The sequence below is a fragment of the Alistipes sp. genome, from assembly GCF_048465635.1.
Taxonomy (GTDB): domain Bacteria; phylum Bacteroidota; class Bacteroidia; order Bacteroidales; family Rikenellaceae; genus Alistipes.
In genome coordinates this window covers 87,895-108,916 of sequence record NZ_DBFWLF010000028.1, presented here as the reverse complement: position 1 = coordinate 108,916, position 21,022 = coordinate 87,895, and the positions used below count along the sequence as shown (strand labels likewise).

15 protein-coding genes are annotated in these 21,022 nt (G+C 60.6%); 7 read left to right on the top strand and 8 right to left on the bottom strand.

Annotated features, from left to right (window positions below; all coding sequences use genetic code 11):
- Window positions 1–20: 20 nt before the first annotated feature.
- The 3 genes from ACMO9O_RS10115 to mtaB form a co-directional block, all read right to left on the bottom strand.
- The gene (locus ACMO9O_RS10115; RefSeq protein ID WP_418983745.1) at window positions 21–1,466 is read right to left on the bottom strand and encodes a TrkH family potassium uptake protein; all 1,446 of its coding nucleotides are present in this window, start codon (window positions 1,464–1,466) and stop codon (window positions 21–23) included.
- A 4-nt stretch (window positions 1,467–1,470) separates the two neighbouring features.
- Complete coding sequence (locus ACMO9O_RS10110) at window positions 1,471–2,262, bottom strand: hypothetical protein (RefSeq protein ID WP_418983744.1); 792 nt, start codon at window positions 2,260–2,262, stop codon at window positions 1,471–1,473.
- A 234-nt stretch (window positions 2,263–2,496) separates the two neighbouring features.
- Window positions 2,497–3,795 carry a tRNA (N(6)-L-threonylcarbamoyladenosine(37)-C(2))-methylthiotransferase MtaB gene (mtaB, locus tag ACMO9O_RS10105; RefSeq protein ID WP_418983743.1) on the bottom strand — a complete coding sequence of 433 codons (1,299 nt, stop codon included), beginning with the start codon at window positions 3,793–3,795 and terminating at the stop codon, window positions 2,497–2,499.
- Window positions 3,796–3,892: 97 nt separating this feature from the next.
- Between mtaB and ACMO9O_RS10100 the strand changes: the two genes are divergently transcribed.
- The 6 genes from ACMO9O_RS10100 to ACMO9O_RS10075 all read left to right on the top strand — a co-directional run bounded on the left by ACMO9O_RS10100 (window position 3,893) and on the right by ACMO9O_RS10075 (window position 9,679).
- A complete protein-coding gene (locus ACMO9O_RS10100; protein ID WP_418983742.1) occupies window positions 3,893–4,726 on the top strand; it encodes a metal ABC transporter permease in 834 nt (277 codons plus the stop codon).
- The gene (locus tag ACMO9O_RS10095; protein WP_418983741.1) at window positions 4,723–6,225 is read left to right on the top strand and encodes an LptF/LptG family permease; all 1,503 of its coding nucleotides are present in this window, start codon (window positions 4,723–4,725) and stop codon (window positions 6,223–6,225) included. The genes ACMO9O_RS10100 and ACMO9O_RS10095 overlap by 4 nt, the downstream gene beginning before the upstream one ends.
- Window positions 6,200–7,423 (top strand): bifunctional 3,4-dihydroxy-2-butanone-4-phosphate synthase/GTP cyclohydrolase II, encoded by a 1,224-nt coding sequence (locus tag ACMO9O_RS10090; protein WP_418983740.1) that lies wholly within the window; start codon window positions 6,200–6,202, stop codon window positions 7,421–7,423. The genes ACMO9O_RS10095 and ACMO9O_RS10090 overlap by 26 nt, the downstream gene beginning before the upstream one ends.
- Before the next feature lies 1 nt (window position 7,424).
- Window positions 7,425–7,808 carry a VOC family protein gene (locus ACMO9O_RS10085; RefSeq protein ID WP_418983739.1) on the top strand — a complete coding sequence of 128 codons (384 nt, stop codon included), beginning with the start codon at window positions 7,425–7,427 and terminating at the stop codon, window positions 7,806–7,808.
- Window positions 7,809–7,956: 148 nt separating this feature from the next.
- Entirely contained in the window at window positions 7,957–8,925 is a 969-nt protein-coding gene (gene fmt / locus ACMO9O_RS10080; protein WP_418983738.1) for a methionyl-tRNA formyltransferase, read from the top strand.
- A gap of 85 nt (window positions 8,926–9,010) precedes the next feature.
- Window positions 9,011–9,679: a TonB-dependent receptor plug domain-containing protein gene (locus ACMO9O_RS10075; RefSeq protein ID WP_418983737.1), complete on the top strand. Its 669-nt coding sequence runs from the start codon at window positions 9,011–9,013 to the stop codon at window positions 9,677–9,679.
- Window positions 9,680–9,751: 72 nt separating this feature from the next.
- On the opposite strand, the gene ACMO9O_RS10070 is transcribed toward ACMO9O_RS10075, so the two are convergent.
- Genes ACMO9O_RS10070 through ACMO9O_RS10050 form a run of 5 tightly spaced genes read right to left on the bottom strand, consistent with a single transcriptional unit; the run spans window position 9,752 to window position 18,860 of the window.
- On the bottom strand, window positions 9,752–10,636 hold the full coding sequence (locus ACMO9O_RS10070; RefSeq protein WP_418983736.1) for an endonuclease/exonuclease/phosphatase family protein: 885 nt from the start codon (window positions 10,634–10,636) through the stop codon (window positions 9,752–9,754).
- A gap of 53 nt (window positions 10,637–10,689) precedes the next feature.
- Window positions 10,690–12,330, bottom strand: coding sequence for a hypothetical protein (locus ACMO9O_RS10065; RefSeq protein ID WP_418983735.1), 1,641 nt, complete (start codon window positions 12,328–12,330; stop codon window positions 10,690–10,692).
- Window positions 12,331–12,350: 20 nt separating this feature from the next.
- Window positions 12,351–13,931, bottom strand: a complete 1,581-nt coding sequence (locus ACMO9O_RS10060) for a calcineurin-like phosphoesterase C-terminal domain-containing protein (protein WP_418983734.1) — start codon at window positions 13,929–13,931, stop codon at window positions 12,351–12,353.
- Between the two features lie 30 nt (window positions 13,932–13,961).
- A complete protein-coding gene (locus tag ACMO9O_RS10055) occupies window positions 13,962–15,749 on the bottom strand; it encodes a RagB/SusD family nutrient uptake outer membrane protein (protein WP_418983733.1) in 1,788 nt (595 codons plus the stop codon).
- A 12-nt stretch (window positions 15,750–15,761) separates the two neighbouring features.
- On the bottom strand, window positions 15,762–18,860 hold the full coding sequence (locus tag ACMO9O_RS10050; protein ID WP_418983732.1) for a SusC/RagA family TonB-linked outer membrane protein: 3,099 nt from the start codon (window positions 18,858–18,860) through the stop codon (window positions 15,762–15,764).
- 487 nt (window positions 18,861–19,347) lie between these two features.
- Here ACMO9O_RS10050 and ACMO9O_RS10045 point away from each other — a divergent pair, with 487 nt between their 5' ends.
- Complete coding sequence (locus tag ACMO9O_RS10045) at window positions 19,348–21,012, top strand: ribulokinase (protein ID WP_418983731.1); 1,665 nt, start codon at window positions 19,348–19,350, stop codon at window positions 21,010–21,012.
- Window positions 21,013–21,022: the final 10 nt, after the last annotated feature.

Here is a 21,022-nt window from a genome sequence, read left to right as displayed (position 1 = left end):
GTATCTGTGCAATAGGCTCTTTATCTCCACCATTTGATGAAAAATAGCTGAATAAGTCCGAAAATCTCCAAACGCCCCAACAGCATCAGCAGCGAATTGGAGAGCTTGAATGCCGCGGGCAGCGCCGAATAGTTGTCCATCGAGCCGACCTCCCCGAAGCCGGGTCCCACATTGCCGATCGAGGCCACGGCCCCCGAAAAGCTGGTCATCAGGTCGATGCCCAGCATCGTTCCGAAAACGGTTCCCGCAAGGATCAGCATCAGGTAGGTGACGATGAAGATCATCACCGAATGCAGCGTCTCCGACTCCTGGATGATGCCGTCCAGCCGAATCCGGATGATGGCATTGGGGTGCTGCTGCTGCCGCAGACGCGCCCGCATCATCTTCACGGCCAGCACCAGGCGGTTGGTCTTGATGCCGCCGGCGGTCGATCCCGCGCAGGCGCAGACGATCGAGCCGAAGATCAAGAGGATGATGGCGAACGAGGTCCACTGGTTCGAGTCGGCCGTCGCATATCCGGTCGTGGTCACCAGCGACACGAACTGGAACAGCGCATGGCGGAACGACGCGGTGAAAGTGGGGTAGATGTCTGCCGCGAAGAGACTTATGGCGATCAGCAAACCGCCGCAGAGCAGCATGCCGAAGTACCAGCGTGCCACCTCCGAGCGGAAGATATTGTTGCGCTTGCCGGTCACCGTGGCGTAGATCAGCCCGAAATGCACGCCCGCCATCGCCATCGTGAAGATCAGGATCGCATCGATCATCGGGCTGTTGTAGAATGAGATGCTGGCATTCTTATTCGAGAATCCGCTCGTGGCGCAGGCCGACATGGCGTGGCACAGCGAATCGAACCAGTTCATGCCCGCCAGCTTGAGCAGCAGGGTGGCGAGCGCCGTAAGACCCACATAGACCACCAGCAGAATCTGCACGATGATCTGCGCGCGGTAGCGGTAGTTGTCCTTGGCCAGCGTCGAAAGCTCGACGTTCGAAAGGGTCAGCTTGTTGCGTCCCAGCGAGGGCAGGATCACCAGCGCGAACATCACCACGCCCATACCCCCGATCCAGGTCGAGGACATGCGCCAGAAGAGGATGCCGCGCGGCAGCGCCTCGATGTCGTTGAGGATCGTCGCTCCGGTGGTCGTGAAGCCCGAGACGCTTTCGAACCAGGCGTTGATCAGCGAAAATTCGCCGCCCCAGATCAGGTAGGGGAACATGCCGACCACGCTGGCCACCAGCCACGAACCCACGACAATGCAAAACCCCTCCTTGTTGGTGATCTGCTCCTTCTTCTCCACGAAGATCAGCGGGAAAGCGCCCAGCAGGGCGGTGAGCAGCGCCGAGAGCAGCAGCGGATAGAATGCCGAATCCATCCCGCTGACGTAGGAGATGCCCGCCGACAGCAGCATGAACGTCGCAATGAAGAGCATCACGACCCCGACATAACGCAAAACGACGTCTAACCGCATGGTATCAGACTTTATCCTTGTTTTGCTTGGAGAGGGTGATAAGCGTGTCAATCTTCTCCTTCAGCTCCAGCACCTCGTCCTTCAGATCGGCCTTTACCGCAAACGGAATGCGGAACGAAAGGTAGTCGCCCAGCCCCTTGTTCATCCGAAGGACGGGATTGACGCAGTAGATCGTCATGAAATAGTAGAGCATCAGCACGATGGCGATCATCACCACGAGCGAGATCAGCACCGGCGTCACGGCCCGGTAGGCGTTCTTCTTCATCTGCTCGGCGCGCGGGGCCAGCGAACTTTGCGTCGAGGTCATGTAGTTCTTGATGGCGGCGGTCAGCCGGCCGTAAAGCGCCTCGTACTCGTTGTTGTACCACTTGCCGCCCACCGAATCGGGCCGGCAGAGGGCGAGCGAATCCTGCGCCGAAACCCCGAAAGCGAGGTAGTTGTCCGTGAGCAGCCGCAGCTCGGTGGTGGCGAAAGCGAGCGAATCGAGGAACGACTTTTCGAGCGCTTCGTCCTGCGCGACGAGCAGCGTGTTTTCGAGCCGCTCCATGCTGGCGCGGCAGAGGCTGTCGTAGGAGCGGTCGCCGAATACCGAAAGGTGGATCAGCGCCACGTTCTGCTCGTGCGCGGCATCGAGCATCTCCTTGGCCAGCTCGATATTGCGTTTGTTGGCGTTGAGGATTTCGCCCGTGTCCCGGCTCAGATGGCTCAGCTCGACGAACGATACCATGCCTGAAAAGAACAGCAGGCAGACGATACTCAAAAAGCCGATCGTCACTCTTCTGCGCAAACCCGTCATATTCGTCATGATTGAATAAGATAACACATACTTGTTTGATGTATTAAATTCCAAGCCCCTTTATTTGCTATTGATCGCTATCGCTCGCGGCCTCGGGCCGCGTTTACAAGTCTGACCCTCCCCTAAATCCCCTCCTCGGAGGGGACTTCTGTCAGAATACTCCACCGAGCCGGGCATAAGGGCGTTGATACATTTCATAGGGTACATCCAAATAATAGGACAAATATAATACTTTTAATCAAGAATCTCGCCCGCAAGGTCGTGCGCTTCATCCATCTCCCCGAGCCGAACCCGGCAGATCGTGTTGATGCGCCTGCGGTCGGCAGGGGCTTTCACCCTGCGATAGTTTCCCGTATATCCGAACATCATGCCACCGCGCACCGTACTCTCGAACAAAACGTGGTCCTCCGTCTCCGTCGCCGCCGCGCAGAACGCGCCGTGCAGGCGGTCGCACAGCGCCTCCAGCTCCTCCACGCGATGCGTGGCCACCGAAGCCTGCACCTTGCCGGGCAGTTCGACCGCCGGGGTTCCGGGGCGCTCCGAGAAGGGGAAAATATGCAGGAACGCCGGCCGCAGCTTCTCCAGAAAAGCGTAGGTCGTGCGGAAATCCTCCTCCGTTTCGCCGGGAAATCCGACGATCACGTCGATCCCGATGAACGCATCGGGCATCGCCCGCCGAACGGCCGCAATGCGGTCGGCGAAGCGGGCCGAGGTGTAGCGGCGGCGCATCAGCCCCAGAATACGGTCCGAACCGCTCTGGAGAGGAATATGGAAGTGATGCTGAAATTTAGGTGATGACGCGCAAAATTCTATTATTTCGTCGGTTAACAGGTTCGGTTCGATGGATGAAATGCGGTAGCGGTCAATCCCCTCCACCTCGCTGAGCCCCCGCAGCAGGTCGATGAAACGCTCGCCCGTCGTGCGGCCGAAATCGCCCGTATTGACCCCCGTCAGCACGATCTCCCGCTGGCCGCCCGCCGCGATCCGGCGCGCCTGAGCCACCAGATCGGCAACGGGCAGGTTGCGGCTCGCGCCGCGGGCGTAGTGGATCGTGCAGTAGGAGCAGCAATAGTCGCAGCCGTCCTGCACCTTGAGGAAGGCGCGCGTACGGTCGCCGCTCGAAAAGGCCGCGAAGAACGAGGTCAGCGAATCGGTGTCGCAACTGTACACCTGCGCACGGCCCTTTCCCGAAAGCTCCGCGACCCGTCGGAACAAGGCCCCTTTGTCGTTGTTGCTCAGCACGAGGTCCACCCCCTCGATCGCGGCGATCTCCTCGGGTTTGAGCTGCGCGTAACACCCCGTAACGGCGATGATGGCCTCGGGATTGCGGCGGTGCAGCCTGCGGATCAGATTGCGGCACTTCTTGTCCGCATGCTCCGTCACGGAACAGCTGTTGATGACGCATATGTCCGCTTCGGCATCGGGCGCGACACGCACGAAACCGCCCTCGACAAACTCCCGGGCGAGGGTGGAACTCTCCGAGAAGTTGAGCTTGCAGCCCAAGGTATGGAAACTGACTCTGCGCGATTGCATGGGATTCTCTTTTTCGGGTGCGAAATTACGAAAACCCGGCGAAAATAGGCGGCTTTCCGATAAAAAAGCGTAAATTTGCGCGCAATTTAAACAAGGCATGGGATTTTTCAGCGACCTGGTCCAGTTCGGCTACCTCTCCAACGCGCTCACCGCGTGCGTGCTCTCGGGCATTACGTGCGGCGTAATCGGGACCTATGTCGTATGCCGGCGCATGGTTTTTCTGGCCGGAGGCATCACCCACGCCTCGTTCGGCGGACTGGGCATCGCCTTCTACCTGGGAACGAACCCCATCGGCGGGGCGCTCCTGTTCGCCGTGCTCTCGGCGCTGGGCATCGAGTGGGCCGGAAGCCGGGGCCGCATCCGCGAGGATTCGGCCATCGGAATCATCTGGTCGGTGGGCATGGCGGTCGGTGCACTGTTCATGAGCCTGCGGCCCGGCTACACCTCGGGCGATCTGTCGGCCTACCTGTTCGGGAGCATCGTCACCGTGACGCGCGGCGACGTGGCGGCGCTGGCCGTCCTCACGGCGGCGATCCTCGTCGGAGCCGTCCTGTGGCTCCGCCCGGTGATGTACGTGGCGTTCGACCGCGACTTCGCCCGCAGCCGGGGCATCCCCACGCGCGTGATCTCCTACCTGATGGCGGCCCTGATCGCCGTGACGATCGTCCTCTCGATCCGCATCATGGGCATCGTATTGCTCATTTCGCTGGTGACCATGCCCGTGGTGATCGTCAACACGCTTTCGCGCTCCTACCGCACCATCGTCCTCGCAGCGCCGCTGGTGGCCGTCGCCGCCAACGTGGCGGGACTCATCACGAGTTACCGTTTCGAGGTTCCGCCCGGAGCCGCCATAATATTTACCCTCACCGTTACGCTTATTGGGGCAAAACTGTTAACTTTGCGTAGCCGAAAAACGGGAGCCGCAGCATGAAAACCATCCATAAATTCGTTCTGAAAGCCTATCTCGGCCCGATGATCCTCACGTTCTTCATCGTGATGTTCGTCCTGCTGATGAATTTCATGTGGCGTTACATCGACGAACTGGTCGGCAAGGGACTCAGCGCCGGCATCATCCTCGAGCTGATCTCCTATGCGCTGGCCAACATGATCCCGATGGGCCTTCCGCTGGCCATGCTGCTGGCGGCGATCATGACCATGGGCAACCTGGGCGAGAACTACGAGCTGCTGGCCATGAAGTCGGCGGGCATGTCGCTCGTCGAGATCACCAAACCGCTGGTCATTCTGGTCAGCTTCATCGCCGTGGGGAGCTTCTTCATCGGCAACAACCTCGTCCCCTACGCCAACAAGAAGATGTACAGCATCATCTTCGACATACGCCAGCAGAAACAGAGTCTCGAATTTCAGGACGGTCTCTTCTTCAACGGCATCGACAACATGTCGATCCGCGTGGCACACCAGGAGCCGGACACGCACCTGCTGCGCGAGGTGCTCATCTACGACAACCGCTCCGTCGACGGCAACATGAACACCATCGTCGCCGACTCGGGCTACATCCGCCTGTCGGACGACAAGCGGTTCCTGCTGGTGACGCTCTTCAACGGCGAGACCTACCAGCAGACCCGCAACAACCAGTGGTTCAACAAGAGTGCGCTGAGCCACCACATCTTCGACCGGCAGGACATGAAGATCGCCATGGAGGGTTTCGCCATGGGGCGCAGCGACGCGAACATGTTCTCGAACAGCCAGACCAAGAACGTCAACGAGCTGCAGCGCGACATCGACTCGCTCGAACGCACGGTCAACACCTCGACCACGCGCTCCTACGAACCGCTGCTCAAGGAGCAGCTCTTCGTGCGCGACAACCAGGTGCTGCCGCTGCCCGACAGCCTGCGCATCGACAAGCGCGGGTTCCGCGACATTGTGATCGCCGACTCGCTCACCGTGCTTCCGCTGCGCGACAAGGAGCGCATCTGGAACCAGGCGCGGTCGCTGGCCAAGAACTCGCGCAACATGTTCTCGTTCGACGAATCGGCCTCGAAAGAGGCGCTCAACCAACTCTACCGCAGCAAGGTGGAGTGGCACAAGAAGATTTCGCTGCCCGTGTCGATCATCATCTTCTTCCTGATCGGTGCGCCGCTGGGAGCCATTATCCGCAAAGGCGGACTGGGACTTCCGGTGGTGGTGTCGGTGATATTCTTCGTCATCTACTACATGATCAGCCTCACGGGCGAAAAGTTCGCCAAGGAGGGAACCTGGGACGCGGTGTACGGCATGTGGCTGTCGACGCTCATTCTGACGCCCATCGCCGTCTACCTCACCTATAAGGCTACCAACGACTCGGCGCTGCTCGATACCGACTGGTATGTGGGCCGGATCAAGGCGATCCGGGAAAAGTTCCTGCCGGGATTCGGAAAACTCAAACACGCAATAAAACCCAAACGCCATGGCAAAAGACACGATACTGAATAGTGTGGAGGAGGTCATCGAGGACTTCCGCAACGGAAAGGTCGTCATCGTCGTCGACGACGAAGACCGCGAGAACGAAGGGGATTTCATCGTCGCGGCGGAGAAGATCACGCCCGAGATCGTGAATTTCATGCTCAAAGAGGGGCGCGGGGTACTTTGCGCACCGCTTTCGGAAGAGCGCTGCGCCCAACTGGAACTCAACATGATGGAGGAGAACAACACCTCGCTGCTGGGCACTCCATTCACCGTTACGGTCGACCTGCTGGGCAGCGGTTGCACCACGGGCGTTTCGATCCACGACCGCGCCGCCACCATCCGGGCGCTGGCCGATCCCGCCACGCGTCCCTGCGATCTGGGGCGCCCGGGGCACATCAACCCGCTGCGGGCGCGTCAGAAAGGCGTTTTACGTCGTCCGGGGCACACCGAAGCGGCGGTCGACCTGGCCCGCATGGCCGGCTTGCAGCCTGCCGGTGCACTGATCGAGATCATGAACGAGGACGGCACGATGGCCCGCATGCCGCAGCTGCTGGAGATCGCAAAAAAATTCGGGCTTAAAATTATCTCCATCGCCTCGCTGATCGCCTACCGCCTGCGCGAGGAGTCGATCGTCGAGCGGGGCGAGACGGCCGACATGCCTACCGAATGGGGGCACTTCCGCATCACGGCATTCCGGCAGAAGAGCAACGGGCTGGAACACATGGCCATTACTAAAGGGGAGTGGAGCGAGGAGGACCCCGTCCTGATCCGCGTCCACTCGTCGTGCGCCACGGGCGACATCCTCGGCTCGTGCCGCTGCGACTGCGGCGCCCAGCTGCACGAAGCGATGCAGATGATCGAAAAGGAGGGCCGCGGTGCGATCGTCTACCTCAATCAGGAGGGGCGCGGCATCGGACTGTTCAACAAGATCCGCGCCTACAAACTCCAGGAGGAGGGGCTGGATACGGTCGACGCCAACCTCGAACTGGGCTTCCGCGCCGACGAGCGCGACTACGGCGTCGGGGCGGGCATCATCCGCGAACTGGGGATCAAGCACATGCGCCTGATGACCAACAACCCGCTCAAACGCGCCGGACTGGAGGGCTACGGACTGACCATCGACGAGATCGTTCCGATCGTCATCGCCCCCAACAAGTACAACCTGCACTACCTCGAAACCAAGGAGGAGCGCATGCACCACTGCCTGGGGCTGCACAAACAATAAGATGAAGATCGCACACATAGCGCTCTGGACCCGGCGGCCCGACTCTCTGCGCGACTTTTACGTCCGCTATTTCGACGGCGTGAGCGGCGAAAAATACACGAATCCGGCCAAGGGCTTCGAATCCTACATGCTGCGCTTCGGTGACGGCTGCGAGCTGGAGCTGATGCGACGCCAGGATATTACCGTCCAGAACGAAGGCGAACAGTTGGGCCTGTGCCACCTGGCTTTCGACCTGGGAAGCCGGGAGCGGGTCATCGCACTGACCGAACGCCTGCGTGCCGACGGATTCCGCATAGCGGGTGAGTCTCGCACCACCGGAGACGGTTATTTCGAGAGCGTGGTGCTGGACCCCGACGGCAACCGGATCGAACTGGTAACCCGGTAAGTGGTCGCAGGTTGCGCCGCCCGTACCGCTCGTTGCAATCGCAGGGGGGGGGGAGGCACGGGTCGCAGCCTCCATAGCCGAAAGCCGGTTCCGCCGCAGGCAGCTACCCGAAAACAGCGTTCCCCATTCCGTTAAAACACGTTAAAAGATGAATCCCAAAGAGATACGCATCGTATTCATGGGCACGCCCGAATTTGCCGTGCCCTCGCTCCGGGCGCTGGTCGGCGCCGGCTACAACGTCATAGCCGTGGTAACCGCCCCAGACAAACCCGCAGGCCGCGGACAGCGGCTTCACAAAAGCGACGTGAAAGTGGCCGCCGAAGAGCTTGGGCTGCCCGTCCTGCAACCCGTCAAGCTCCGCAACCCGGCGTTCATCGAAACCCTCCAAGCACTCAAGCCCGACCTGGGGATCGTGATCGCCTTCCGCATGCTGCCCGAAATCGTCTGGGCGATGCCGCGGCTGGGGACGTTCAACCTCCATGCGTCGCTGCTGCCCCAGTACCGGGGCGCGGCCCCCATCAACTGGGCCTTGATCAACGGCGAAAGGCGCACGGGCGTCACGACGTTCCTGCTCAACCACGAGATCGACCAGGGGGCGATCCTCGAGCAGGCGGAGACGCCCATCGACCCCGCGGACAACGCCGGAACGCTTTACGAGCGGCTGATGCGCATCGGCGCTGAGCTGGTCACGCAGACCGTCGACCGGATCGCCGCGGGCGACATCCGCCCCGTGGAGCAGCCGCAAACGGACGAAGCGACGCTCAAACCCGCCCCCAAGCTCTTCAAGGAGAATTGCCGCATCGACTGGGCGTGGGAGGGGGAGCGCATCGTCAATTTCGTGCGCGGCCTTGCGCCCTATCCGGCCGCGTGGACAGAACTGTGGCGCGAGGGTGCGCAGACGCCCGAAACAGCCAAACTCTTCGCGGTCCGTTTCGAGGCGGCCGCACACGGCGAGGCGTGCGGCACGCTGCAAAGCGACGGCCGCACGATGATCCGCATCGCCTGTGCCGACGGCTGGATCGGCGTGGACGAACTCCAGCTTGCCGGCAAGAAGCGACTGCCCGTGCGGGAGTTGCTGCTCGGCTGGCGCGACGTGCTGCAATACCGCTTCAGCTGATCGACTATAAAAGCATGAAAAAACGGAAGATTCTTTTTTATCTTCCGTTTTTTGGTTATCTTGAAGCGGCTAAATTCGACGAACCATGGGAAAATCACTCTTTCTGCTCGCAATTTGCCTGATGTTCCACACCGCACTTTCCGCGCAGGACGCAGCGTCTTCAGGCACGCCATTCAACGGTCTGGTCACCGACCGGCAGGGCAAAGGAATCAAAGCGAAAATTTCGGTCAAACACAGCGACAAGCGCACCATAGCCGACCGGGAGGGTAAATTCGGGCTGACCGACCTGTCGCCCGACGACACGCTCGTCATGCGTTTCAAAAGCGACGTGGCGGAGATTCCCCTCGAAGGGCGACGCAGTCTGAAAGTCGTATGGGAGGGCCCGAGTCCTGCATGCGAAGAGGACCAGGAACTGGTGGACTGCGGCATCGGCTACGTCAAACGCCGGGAATACACCTCCAGCTCGACGGGCATCACCGGCAAGATGATGCTCGAACGCGGCTACACCGACCTGCAGTCAGCCGTCCTGAACCTGATTCCCAGCCTGCAGCTGATCAACGGAGAGATCGTCATCCGCGGGGTGAAATCGGTAAACTCGAAAAACGGTGCTCTGATCATCTGCGACGGCTCGCCCGTCAACAGCCTCAATGCCGTGAGCATCTACGATGTGAAGTCAGTCGAGGTACAAAAGGGCAGCAACATGTACGGAATGCGCGGCGCCAACGGCGTCATCATCATCCGGACCCGGGATTGACCCAATCAGCCGACTGTTTGAAAGCAGCGCCCCGGCCTTTACGGTCGGGGCGCTGCTTTTGAAATCGGCACGTCACTCGATCACCACGTCGGCCGAAAGGAAATAGTGGTCGCTCGGGAATCTGCCGTTCACGGAATCCTTCACCAGGCGGCTCTCCGTCGCACGGATACCCGACCCCTTGAGGTAGATGTAGTCGATCCGGCCCGGTTTCCCCTTGGGCTTATAAGCATCCCCCTTGAACACGTGGCACGAAACCTCGGCCACGTCGCCGCCGTTCGCGGACACGAACGCATCGGTCCAGCCTGCGCCCAGAATCTTCTTGGCCACGCCGTTCCACGGTTTGGAGTTGAAGTCGCCCGCCATGATCTGCGGAACGTTGTCGGGATATTGTCTCGTTTCGTTCAGCACCACGTCGATCTGAGCCATGCGCGCCTCCTGCGAGATGTGGTCGAGGTGCACCGACAGCACGCGGAACTCGCGGCCCGTCCGCCGGTCCTGCAACCGGACCCAGTTGACGTGGCGCGCCCGCGCCGTTCCCCACGAAAGCGAACCGCCCGCAAGCGGCGTCTCCGACAGCCAGTAAACCCCGGCTCCGGTCATCCGGTAGCGTTTCTTGGAGAACATTACCAGATTCTTGGCAATGCCGTGATACTCCCGGTCGGGCATCGCGTCCATCTCGGGACCCGCATAGCCGAAAACCATGTAGTCGGGAAACATGCGGCACAGGTCCTCGTACTGTCCGACGGTGACCTCCTGCAGGCAGAAGATGTCCGCCCGCTGCGCCTTCATCACCTTTTCGCAGACCGCCTTGCGCGTCGACCAGCCGTCGCCCTTGGCTTCGTCCTGCGGCAGCGCCACGCGGATGTTGCACGAGAGGACGCGGTGCACGTTGCGCTCCCGCGCTCCGGCCGTGCCCGCCAGCAGCAGGGCCGCACAAAGAATCAGGAATCTTTTCATAGCAGTTCGGATAAAAAGGTCCGGCGGAAGCAGTTCCGCCGGACCCGAATCGGTTATTTTCTCACGACGATATTGTCGAGCATGTAGCGGCCGGCCGAACCGACGGCCGATTCCCAGCGAATCTGCGTTTCGGCGGTAGCGCCCTCGATCTCGAACGAGAACTCGGACCACGACTTGATTGCGGCGTTGGCGAATTTCGTACCGTGCGCCATCGTAATGATGAAGCTCTTCCCGTCGGCTTCGACCGTGATGTCGGTCATGGTCTTGCCGTCGACGTTCACCCGGGCCGAAGCGATCGTTCCGGCGTTCAGTACGCTCACCTTGATGTCGCCCTCCGAAGCGAACCGCATGCCGTCGAAGGTCGCGGTGACCTTCGTCGGTCCGGTCAGCGCTGTCAGCTTCGGCGTAACGAGAATACCCACGGCCGTCTTGGGCGTACTGTTGCACAGACGGAGGCAGCCCGGGAACTCGTAGGCGTACTCGGCCGTCCAGCCCGTGAGGTTGCGGTTGGCGAGGTAGGTCTCCACGCCGGCATCGGAGGTCGAAACCAACTCCGCACCGAACGCCGTTCCCGTGCCTTCGTTCTTCCGGCCGGGAGCCGTGCCGTCGACGCCCTCGCCGACGGTCTCCTTGAAGCCCGTGCCGCCCTTGTAGTTGGGCCAGTCGCCGCCGTAGATCATCAGGTCGAAATACTGCGCCAGTATGATCGAGTCGTCCGATTCGACGAGCCGCATCCGGTAGCGGGGTACGCCGTCCGTATAGTTGCGGTCGACCGTGACCTCCACGCGGCACTCCCTGTCCATATTCACGTAAAGCGCGTTCAGCTCTCCCGCAGGCTGATCGGTCAGCTGGCCCATGCTCTCGCGGACATAGTAATCCACCCCGTTGTAGAAGGGAACCGCCGCAAACAGGCTGTTGACCTGACCCACGCCGCCGTTGCCGCTGAAGGCGGTGAAACCGTGCTGCACGTCGTCGATCAGCATGAAGAACGAATCCTGCGCCGTGCAGTCGATCGTAGCCGTGTAGACCTTGCTCGACGTCTCCGTCATGGCGGTAATCGCGCCCGTGGTCTTGCGGACGAACAGGCCGTGCGAAGTGTCCACGATGTCGAATTTCAGCTCCTGCACCGGAGAGTCCATCGAATCCTCGCCGTTACCCAGCGCATAGATGTAGAAGACGTGCTGGCCGCCGGCAAGTCCGCTCTTTTCGAGGGTCAGCACGTCGGCTTTCACCTTCGTAAAGTCGGTCTCGTCGTCGAGCTTGTAGGCGTAGCCCTCGGCGCGTGCCACGGCTTTCCACGTGAAGGTCGTCACACCCGATTCCGTGGCGACCGCCACTTCGGGTTTGGGCAGCGTGCAGTCGAACTCGATCTCCAGCGTGCGGACCGCCGAATCGGTCGTGTGAGCCTTGTTGCCGATGGCATAGATCGAGAAGAGATTGGCTCCCTGACGCAGTTTCCCGGTGAAACTCGTCGCTTCGGGACCGATATTCTCGTAGGGGTCCTCGTTGAGTTTGCAGGCGTAGCCCTCGGCCTTTTCGATGGCCGTCCACGTGACGGTGACCAGGTTGTCGGTCACCTTGTAGGTCAGCCGCGGGCAGGCCAGCTCGATGCTCGAATCCGTTTGGTCGTTATCCGAGCAGGCGCCCAGCAGCAACGCAAGCAGCAGGCAGGGGATTAATGCTATCTTTTTCATAGGTTTGATCGGTATTAAGTTTACATGGCCGGATAGCTGCCCGGATCGGAAGCGGGATCGGTGAACTGGTCCTGATAATACTTCCGGCCGAAGCGGTCGACGGCCTCGACACGCACCGTAGCGGCGGGGTCTTTCAGCGTATAGTAGAAGAGGTGGTCGGTCTTCTTGTCGTAGGACGAGCTGCCGCCCAGCCGGCCGACGTGGTAGGCCACCGTCCAGGCGTCCTTGTCCGAGTAGGAGGTCATCTGCCCCGAAAGCGCACCGTTCTCATAGACGTTGACCGTCCACGCCGGATCGGCGTTCCAGACGTTGGCCACGATCTGACCTTTGGCCGACTTGGCGAACGAATAGCTCTTGTCGCCGCCCTTGAATTTGTCGGTTCCCCGGTAGAGACGCACCTGGAAGCTCTCATCGTACTTTACCGGCTTGTAGATCCAGTCGGTGATCGTCGCTCCGTCCACCGAGTAGACCCCATAGCCGTTGGGCGTCCCTTCGGTGCAGACGGTCGATTTCCACCATGCGCCGCAGGTCGTGCCCGTGACGTGCTCGTAAATCTGCTTGCCGTTGACGGTGTGGATGTAGTTGATGTTCGAGTGCGTGTGGGCCGACATGATCGCCGCCGAAGCGTATTCGGAAAGCAGGTCCAACACCTCCTGATAATATTTGTCGGTGTTCATGTTCGAACCGCCCGAAGCGGAACCGCCGCGGAAGGGGATATGGACGCAGAAGATGACCATCTTTTCCTTCGGAACGAAGCTCAGGTCCTGCTTCAGCCACTCGAACTGAGCCGCCGAGAGGCCGCCGTCGTAGCTGTCGCTGGCCTCCAGCCGGTGCTGCACGTTGTCCATCGAGACGATGTGCACGTCGCCGCGGTTGAACGAATAGTTCGTCGGTCCGCAGTAGGTCTCGTAGGTGCGCAGCGCCGAGGCGTCGTCCTTCATGTTGTAGTCGTGGTCGTGGTTGCCGACGGTCTGGAACACGGGCATGCCCACTTTGGCGGCCTGCATGGCGAAGACCATGTTGGGGATCAGGTCCCACTTGTTATTGACCAGATCACCCAGCGTGATGGCATAGACCGGCTCCGCGCTTTTGGAGGCGTAGTCCGCAATGTCGGCTACGGTCTCCTGCTTGAAGCGATAGACATGGTCCATGTCGTTGACCTGCGGGTCGCCGATGCAGAAGAGCGTGAACTTCTTCTCCGCCTGCGGCAGCCGCTTGAGCGTAAAGTCGTAGCGGCAGACCGCCTCACGCAGCGAAGCGTGAAATTCGGGCAGGCCGGTGAGGGTCGAGACGGCGACCTCGAACTCCGCCGGCAGCGAGTAGGTGACGAAGCGCGCCGCAGCGTTGCGTTCGAAGCCGTAGAGACCCGTCTGATCGGTCTCGACGCAGGTATAGCCGTCGCTCACGACCACTCCCGCCACGGGATTCCCGTCCGTATCGCGGACGTAGCCGTAGGTGTCGGTCCCGTCGGGTCCGTCGTAACCGCGGCCGCGGCCGTTGTCGTCATCGTCGTTGGCGCATCCTGCGAAGAGGGCGGCGCAAAGGACGAGCGGCATCATCGTTTTGAGCTTCATAAATCGGATCATAAGATTCTTTTTCATGGTTTTGACAAGCGTTTAGAGGACCGTCCACTAATAGAAAGGATTCTGCGTCATGGACGGATTGGCGATCATCTCCGCCTCGGGAATCGGCCACAGCTTGTCCTTGAGCGGGTTGTAGTACATGGTTTTGATGAACGAACGCAGGTTCATCTTCTCTCCGTCGAAGGTCGCACCGTCGTAGATTGCGTGCCAGTTCTCATCGAAGGAGGGCTTGGCGTTCGACAGCGAACCCGCGTCGTCGTTGGCCGGGGCGTAGAGCGGACCCGTGACGACCCTTTCGGCGATGTCCCAGCGGCGGATGTCGAACCAGCGGAAGCCCTCGTTGCAAAGCTCGACCATGCGCTCGTAGCGCAGCGCCTTCAGCAGGCCGTCGCGGTCCGAGACCGTCAGCGCCGGCATGCCGGCCCGCGAGCGAATCTGCTCGATGTCGGCTTTGGCCTGCGAGAGGTCGCCGCCGTTCATCATGATGTTGGCCTCGGCGCGGATCAGGTACAACTCGGCCAGCCGCATGAGCGGGTAGTTGATGACGCACACCGACTTGGTTCCGAAACTCATGTTGTTATTCTTGTACTCGGCCATGTCGATATACTTGCGCCACAGGTAGCCGGCCGGGCCTTTCGTGCCGTTCGCCCCGTATTCCGACTTCGTGCCCGTCGCCTCGGAATTGGCGACCATTTTGCCCGTGTTGTAGTTCATGATCTGCTTGCGGCCCTTGGCGGTCTGGAACTCCAGCCCCAGCACGCGCGATCCGGGACGGACGCAGAAGAGGTCCAGACGCGGGTCGCGGTTCTGCCACGGGTTCTTGTAGTCGAACAGCGGCGATTCGGAGATGGATTTGCCGTCGGTGCACTGGAATGCGTCGATCAGGTTTTGCGTGGGGCCGAAATAGGAGCAGCCGCCCGCGATGCGCGGCGCAGCGTAGTAGCCGGCGTTGTGCTGGTTCTCGTTGATCGCCGTGTTGTATTGCAGCGCCCAGATCATCTCGTCGCAGTTCTTGCCCGACAAACCGAACAGGTTCGACACGCTCGGCTCGCCCTCCGTATGATCCTTGCCGCAGTAGGTCTTGTCGAACTGCACCAGCGAATACACTCCGTCGGCCAGGGTAAGCGCCTTGTCGGCACACTCGGCAGCCAACTCGTAGTAGCCCCAGTTCAGCGCGATACGGGCTTTCAGACCGTAAGCGCCGACGCGGCCCAGCCGGCCCGTTCCCCACTCCTCCTTGTTGTAGCGCAGGGGCAGGTGGTCGAGCAGTTCGTCGGTCAGGTCCTCGAAGAGGATGCGTTCGATGACCCGCTGACGCGGCGTGCGCCCGATGTTGGTGTCGTAGAGCGTCAGACCGTGGTCGACGAAGGGAATGTCGCCCCACATTTGACAACCCAGATCATAGTAATAGTCGCGCACGCACAGCAGCTCGGCCTTGATCGAATAGAAGGTATCCTCGTCCATCATGCCGCGGATGTCGTCCAGTCCGTCCAGCACCAGATGCACGCGGCCCGCGCCCTTGTAAATCTGCGAGAAGAGTTTCTCGACCAGCGCGCTCTGCGTCGAGGTCTGCGAAAGCAGCTGCGAGGTGTAGTTGGCCGTGTTGATACGCGCTGCGCCGATGTCGGTCATGTTGTCCTGAATGCCCGGGAACGGGGTCGACGAGGCATCCATCAGCGTGAGATTCTTGTAAGCGGCGAGCAGGCCGCTCACTGCTTCCGATTCGTTGGCCGGGAACTTACCGGCATAGGGACCGTTGAGATACTCGCGGTCGAGCGAACAGCCGCCAGCCACCAGCAGGCTGCACAATGCCGTAGATATAATCAGTTTTTTCATAGTCCGCATGAATTAGAATTTGAGATCGAGGCCGACCGTGTAAATCTTCACCTGAGGGTAGTTGTTCGCCGCGCTGGCGCCGCCGAGCGCTACGGCGTCGAACTCCTTGCTCGTGTCGCCGCCATAGGCGACCTCGGGGTCGTAACCCTGCCAGAAATTGGTAGCCGTGAAGAGGTTCTGCGCATTGACGTAGATGAAAGCCGAACCCAGGCCGATCTTGCGGGTCCACTTCTTCGGAAGCTCGTAGCCGATCTGAAGATTCTTCAGACGCAGGTACGACGCGCTCTTCATCCAGAAGGAGGAGTCCTTCCAGTTGTTGCTGTCGGCCGAGGAGAGGCGCGGCGTTTTGCCGTCGGGGTTCGTTTCGCTCCAGTAGTCGAGGTGCTCCTTGCGGAACGTACCGCCCTGATAGCCCGGCATGACATAGTAGTAGTTGAGGTAGCCGTCGACCTTGCCGACGCCCTGAAACAGGGCGCTCAGCGTCAGGCCCTTCCAGCCGAAGCTCAGGTTCATGCTGTACGTGTAGCGGGGAACCGTGCTGCCGATGATGGTCTTGTCCTCATCGGTGATCTTGTTGTCGTGGTTGCGGTCGGCGTAGCGGATGTCGCCCGGCTTGACCGTATTGTACTGCTTGCAGTTGGCGTTGACCCAGTCGGCCTCCTCCTGCGTTTGGATGATCCCCATGCTCTCCAGCGCATAGATGCTGCCGATGGAGTAGCCCTCCTGGTTGCGCATCACCCCGTTGGTGGAGGTGCGGCCCTGCATATCGACGATCTCGTTGCGCACGTCCGAAAGGTTCGCACCCACGCTGAACGAGAAGTCGCGCCACTTGTTGGCGTAGTTGATGCCGATCTCCCAACCCGTGTTGCGCACCTTGCCGGCATTCTGATAGGGGGCGTTCAGGCCCACCAGCAGCGACAGGTCGAGCTTCATCAGGATGTCACGGGTCATCTTGCGATACCAGTCGCCCGTGATGTTGAGCTTGCCGAACAGAGTCAGGTCGAGACCGACGTCGACCATCGTCGTGGTCTCCCACTTGATGTCGGGATTGGCCATCGTGTTGAGCGTGACGATCGAGTTAATGTGGTCGTTCATCGAGATCCAGCCCAGCGCCAGGTTCGGCGTGGTGGGGTAGTAGTTGGCCGCATCGCTGCCCGCCAAGTTCTGATTACCCAGCGTACCGTAGGAGGCGCGCAGCTTCAGGGCGCTCACGACGTGCTTGATATTCTCCATGAACGGCTCCTCCGAGATACGCCATGCACCCGACACGGAGGGAAAATAGCCCCAGCGGTTGGCCGGCGAGAAGCGCGACGAACCGTCGATACGCAGGTTGGCCTCCAACAGATAGCGCTCCTTGTAGTTGTAGTTGATGCGGCCGAAGTAGGACTGGATGGCCCACTGGTAACGGTGGCCGCCGTTGGCGAGGTTGTCCAGTTCACCCGCATCGATCTGGTCGTATTCGGGGTAGTTGAAGACTTCGCGGTAGGCGCTCAGATATTTGTAGTCATAGGTGTTGCGCTCAGCGCCGAGGATCAGCTTCACGCTGTGGGACTTGAAGTCGTGGCCCAGCGTCATCAGGAAGTTGTAGTTGCCGTAGAAGGCGCGCGACCCGGACTCGGTGAGGGAGTGGTAGGGGGCCGAAGCCTTCGGATTCGAACCCGACGCATCGTCGTAGGTGGTCACGGGCGACCGGAAATTGTGCTTGTTGGTGGTCGTGTAGCGCGGGGCCAGCTTGCCTTCGAGCGTCATCCACTCCCACGGCTTGTAGCGCAGCGTGATCGCTCCGTTCAGCCGCAGCGTGTTGGTCTTATACTGGCCGCCCTCCAACATCAGGGCCACCGGGTTGTTGTTCTGCAAACCCAGACCGTTGTAAAGTCCCGTCGTGAACTGGTTGGGGATGTCCGCCGAACGGGTGTTCATGTAGTTGAAGATCGTGCTCTGATAAGGCGAGTAGTAGCGGTCGCCGTTCGAGAACGACAGGTCGAGCGACATGGAGAGTTTCTTGTTGAACTCCACGTCGGCGTTGTTGCGGAACGTATAGCGCTCGAAACCGGTGTTTTTGATGATACCCAGCTGATCGACGTATCCCAAGGAGGTGAGCATCCTGACGCGCTGGCTGCCGAGCGTCATCGTGACGTTGTGGCCGTGGGTAAAGCCCGAGCCTTGCAGTACGGCGTCCTGCCAGTCGGTGTTGGGGTAGAGATCGGCGTCCTTGCCCATGTTCTTCAGGTAGAGCGCCATCTCCTCCTCGTCGTAGAGAGGCTTTTCGCCGTCGTTCTGCAACGTGACGTTGGTCAGCAGCCGGTGTTCGTAGGCATCGACCTTGTCGGGCAGCGACGTGGGTTTCTGCCAGCCGACGTAACCCTTGTAGGTGATGGTGAACTTGTCCTTCGAACCGCGTTTGGTGCTCACCAGAATCACGCCGTTGGCGGCGCGCGAACCGTAGATCGAAGCCGAAGCGGCGTCCTTGAGGATCGAGATCGACTCGATCAGGCTCGGGTCGACGCTGTCCATGCTCCCCTCGATGCCGTCGATCAGAACCAGCGGCGAAGTCGAGCTGCCGCCGAACGAGTTGATGCCGCGGATGCGGATCTTGCCCGCGTCGTCGCCCGGAGCGCCCGACTGGCTGGTGACGGTAACGCCCGGGGCCATACCCTGCAGCGCGGAGGAGATCGAAACGACGGGGCGGCTGTTGATGTCTTTCGCGTCGACCGATGCCACGGCTCCGGTCAGGTTGACCTTCTTCTGTACGCCGTAGCCGACCACCACGACCTCGTCGATGCTCGCCTGGTCCTCCTCGAGCGCGACCGCATACTCGGTCTTACCGGCGACCACCTGGACTTTCTGTCCGGTGTATCCGATATAGGAGACCAGCAGCGACTGCCCCGGCTCGGCGCGCAGGGCGAAGCGGCCGTCGGCTCCGGTCGTCGTACCCCCTCCCGTAGTACCGTTCTGATTCTCAACTACCACGGTAGCCCCGACCAATGTCATGCCGTTGGCATCCGTAACGATACCGCCGACCTCGCTGGTCTGCGCCGGGAGCGGAACGCACACCAGGCAGGCGACAGCCACGAGCAGCAGTCTGGTTAGAAATCGGAAAGTGTTTTTCATAATGGATGGTTTAGTAGATGGTTGTATTTGGTTCGTCTATTTTAAATGCCTGTAAATATGCAGGTTAAGTTACGCATTGTTCTCTTTCGGCCGCTTTTAGTCCGCAAAAAGGATAAATGACCTGTCGAAGATAAAAACATTTTTCATGTTTCGCAAAGATTTTTGTTTCTTTTTTTATCCCTTTTAAAAAATTATACTTTCTTAATATTTCTTTTTTAGGAAAATTATGTTTCTTTTCTATGAATAATTGCTAAAAAACATACCTTATATAATATCCGGCACGGATTCCGACAAAAAGGGTCCGACCAAAGGGCGGAAGCGGCTGCGGAAAACAACGCGACCACAAACCGCAAAAACATACGATAATGATAAAAAAGGAAAATAAAAAGATAAAACATGGAACAAAAATAAAATTATTTTTATCTTTGCACTATCGGTCGCCGGACGGGGATGCCCGCCGGCCGCAAACAGAACCAAATCCGGAAACATGGAAGGACCTTTCGTCATAGGAATCGACTACGGGACCGATTCGGTCCGCGCGCTGCTCGCCGATGCGGCGACGGGTGCGGTCGTCGCCGATTCCGTCTTCAACTACCCGCGCTGGGGAAGGCAGGCGTACTGCGATGCCGCCCGTTCGCGCTTCCGTCAGCATCCGCAGGACCACTTAGACGGTCTGCGCCACGTGATCGGCGAAGTGCTCGCCAAGCATCCCGGCGCAGCGCGCCGCGTGCGTGCGATTGCGGTCGATACGACGGCCAGCACCCCCTGTCTGACCGACGCCGAGGGAACGCCGCTGGCGCTCCTGCCGGACTACGCCGACGATCCCGATGCGATGTTCGTCCTCTGGAAGGACCACACGGCGCAGGGGGAGGCGGAACAGATCACGGATTTGTGCGCTCGCAGCGCCGTCAACTACGCCTGCCACTCGGGCAACCACTACTCGTCGGAGTGCTTCTGGGCCAAAGCCCTGCACCTGCTGCGCGGCAGCGAACGGCTCCGACGCGACGCTTACGCCGTGGTCGAACTCTGCGACTGGATTCCGGCCGTGCTCACCGGCGCGCGCAACCCCTCGCGGCTCCGCACGAGCCACTGCGCCGCCGGATCGAAGCAGATGTGGTCCGACCGGTGGGGCGGATTCCCCCCGGAGGAGTTCTTCGAAGCGTTGGACCCGATCCTGCTCCCCCTCCTGCGCCATATAAGTAAAGAGAACTACACCTGCGACCACGCCGCCGGGCGGATCGCACCGGAGTGGGCTGCCGAATTCGGCCTCCCGTCCGACACGGTAATCGGCGTGGGCAACATCGACGCCCATGCGGGAGCCGTGGGAGCCGGCATCGCGTGCGGCACGGTGGTGCTCAACCTGGGTACGTCGGCCTGCTACATGGCGCTCATGCCGCCCGAGAGGATGGAGGGCCGCCTCGTCGAGGGCATCTTCGGACAGGTGGACGGTTCGATCGTCCCGGGGATGGTCGGCTTCGAAGCGGGCTTGTCCGCTTTCGGCGACGTCTACGCCTGGTTCAAAAATCTGCTGAGTTTCCCCCTGAAGGAGATACTCGCCCACACGGAGCTGCTCGACGAGCAGACCCGCAAAAGGCTGGTCGGGGAGTGCTGCGACCGGATCATGGCCGAACTGACTACCGCCGCCGAGCGCCTGCCGCTGCGGGAGGATCTGCCGCTGGCGACCGACTGGCTCAACGGACGCCGCAACCCCTATCCGGCTCCCGAACTGACCGGAACGCTCACCGGGCTGAGGCTTTCGACCTCGGCGCCGGAGATTTACTACGCTTTTGCCGAAGCGACGGCTTTCGCCACCCGCGCCATCCTCGACCACCTCGAAGCGAACGGGGTCGGGATCGACCGTCTGACGGGCATCGGGGGCATCGCGCAGAAATCGCCTTTCGTCATGCAGCTGCTCGCCGACGTCACGGGCCGCGAGATTTCGGTCATCGACTGCAAGCAGGCGTGCGCCATGGGCTCGGTGGTCTTCGCCGCGGTAGTCGCGGGCTGCTACGTCTCGGTGGAGGAGGCCCAGCGCCGGCTCTGCAACTTCCCCGCGACCCTTTACCGCCCCGATCCCGAACGACGCGGGCTGCTGATGCGGCGCTACCAGCGATACAAAGCCCTCGGGAACACCCCCGACAACCGAAACTAACCGAAAAACC

Coding starts and splice junctions, on each gene's coding strand:
- ACMO9O_RS10095 (WP_418983741.1), top strand. CDS start 4,723: ATGAAAACCATCCATAAATTCGTTCTGAAAGCCTATCTCGGCCCGATG.
- ACMO9O_RS10110 (WP_418983744.1), bottom strand. CDS start 2,262: ATGACGGGTTTGCGCAGAAGAGTGACGATCGGCTTTTTGAGTATCGTC.
- ACMO9O_RS10075 (WP_418983737.1), top strand. CDS start 9,011: ATGGGAAAATCACTCTTTCTGCTCGCAATTTGCCTGATGTTCCACACC.
- ACMO9O_RS10100 (WP_418983742.1), top strand. CDS start 3,893: ATGGGATTTTTCAGCGACCTGGTCCAGTTCGGCTACCTCTCCAACGCG.
- ACMO9O_RS10050 (WP_418983732.1), bottom strand. CDS start 18,860: ATGAAAAACACTTTCCGATTTCTAACCAGACTGCTGCTCGTGGCTGTC.
- fmt (WP_418983738.1), top strand. CDS start 7,957: ATGAATCCCAAAGAGATACGCATCGTATTCATGGGCACGCCCGAATTT.
- ACMO9O_RS10055 (WP_418983733.1), bottom strand. CDS start 15,749: ATGAAAAAACTGATTATATCTACGGCATTGTGCAGCCTGCTGGTGGCT.
- ACMO9O_RS10060 (WP_418983734.1), bottom strand. CDS start 13,931: ATGAAAAAGAATCTTATGATCCGATTTATGAAGCTCAAAACGATGATG.
- ACMO9O_RS10065 (WP_418983735.1), bottom strand. CDS start 12,330: ATGAAAAAGATAGCATTAATCCCCTGCCTGCTGCTTGCGTTGCTGCTG.
- ACMO9O_RS10085 (WP_418983739.1), top strand. CDS start 7,425: ATGAAGATCGCACACATAGCGCTCTGGACCCGGCGGCCCGACTCTCTG.
- mtaB (WP_418983743.1), bottom strand. CDS start 3,795: ATGCAATCGCGCAGAGTCAGTTTCCATACCTTGGGCTGCAAGCTCAAC.
- ACMO9O_RS10090 (WP_418983740.1), top strand. CDS start 6,200: ATGGCAAAAGACACGATACTGAATAGTGTGGAGGAGGTCATCGAGGAC.
- ACMO9O_RS10115 (WP_418983745.1), bottom strand. CDS start 1,466: ATGCGGTTAGACGTCGTTTTGCGTTATGTCGGGGTCGTGATGCTCTTC.
- ACMO9O_RS10045 (WP_418983731.1), top strand. CDS start 19,348: ATGGAAGGACCTTTCGTCATAGGAATCGACTACGGGACCGATTCGGTC.
- ACMO9O_RS10070 (WP_418983736.1), bottom strand. CDS start 10,636: ATGAAAAGATTCCTGATTCTTTGTGCGGCCCTGCTGCTGGCGGGCACG.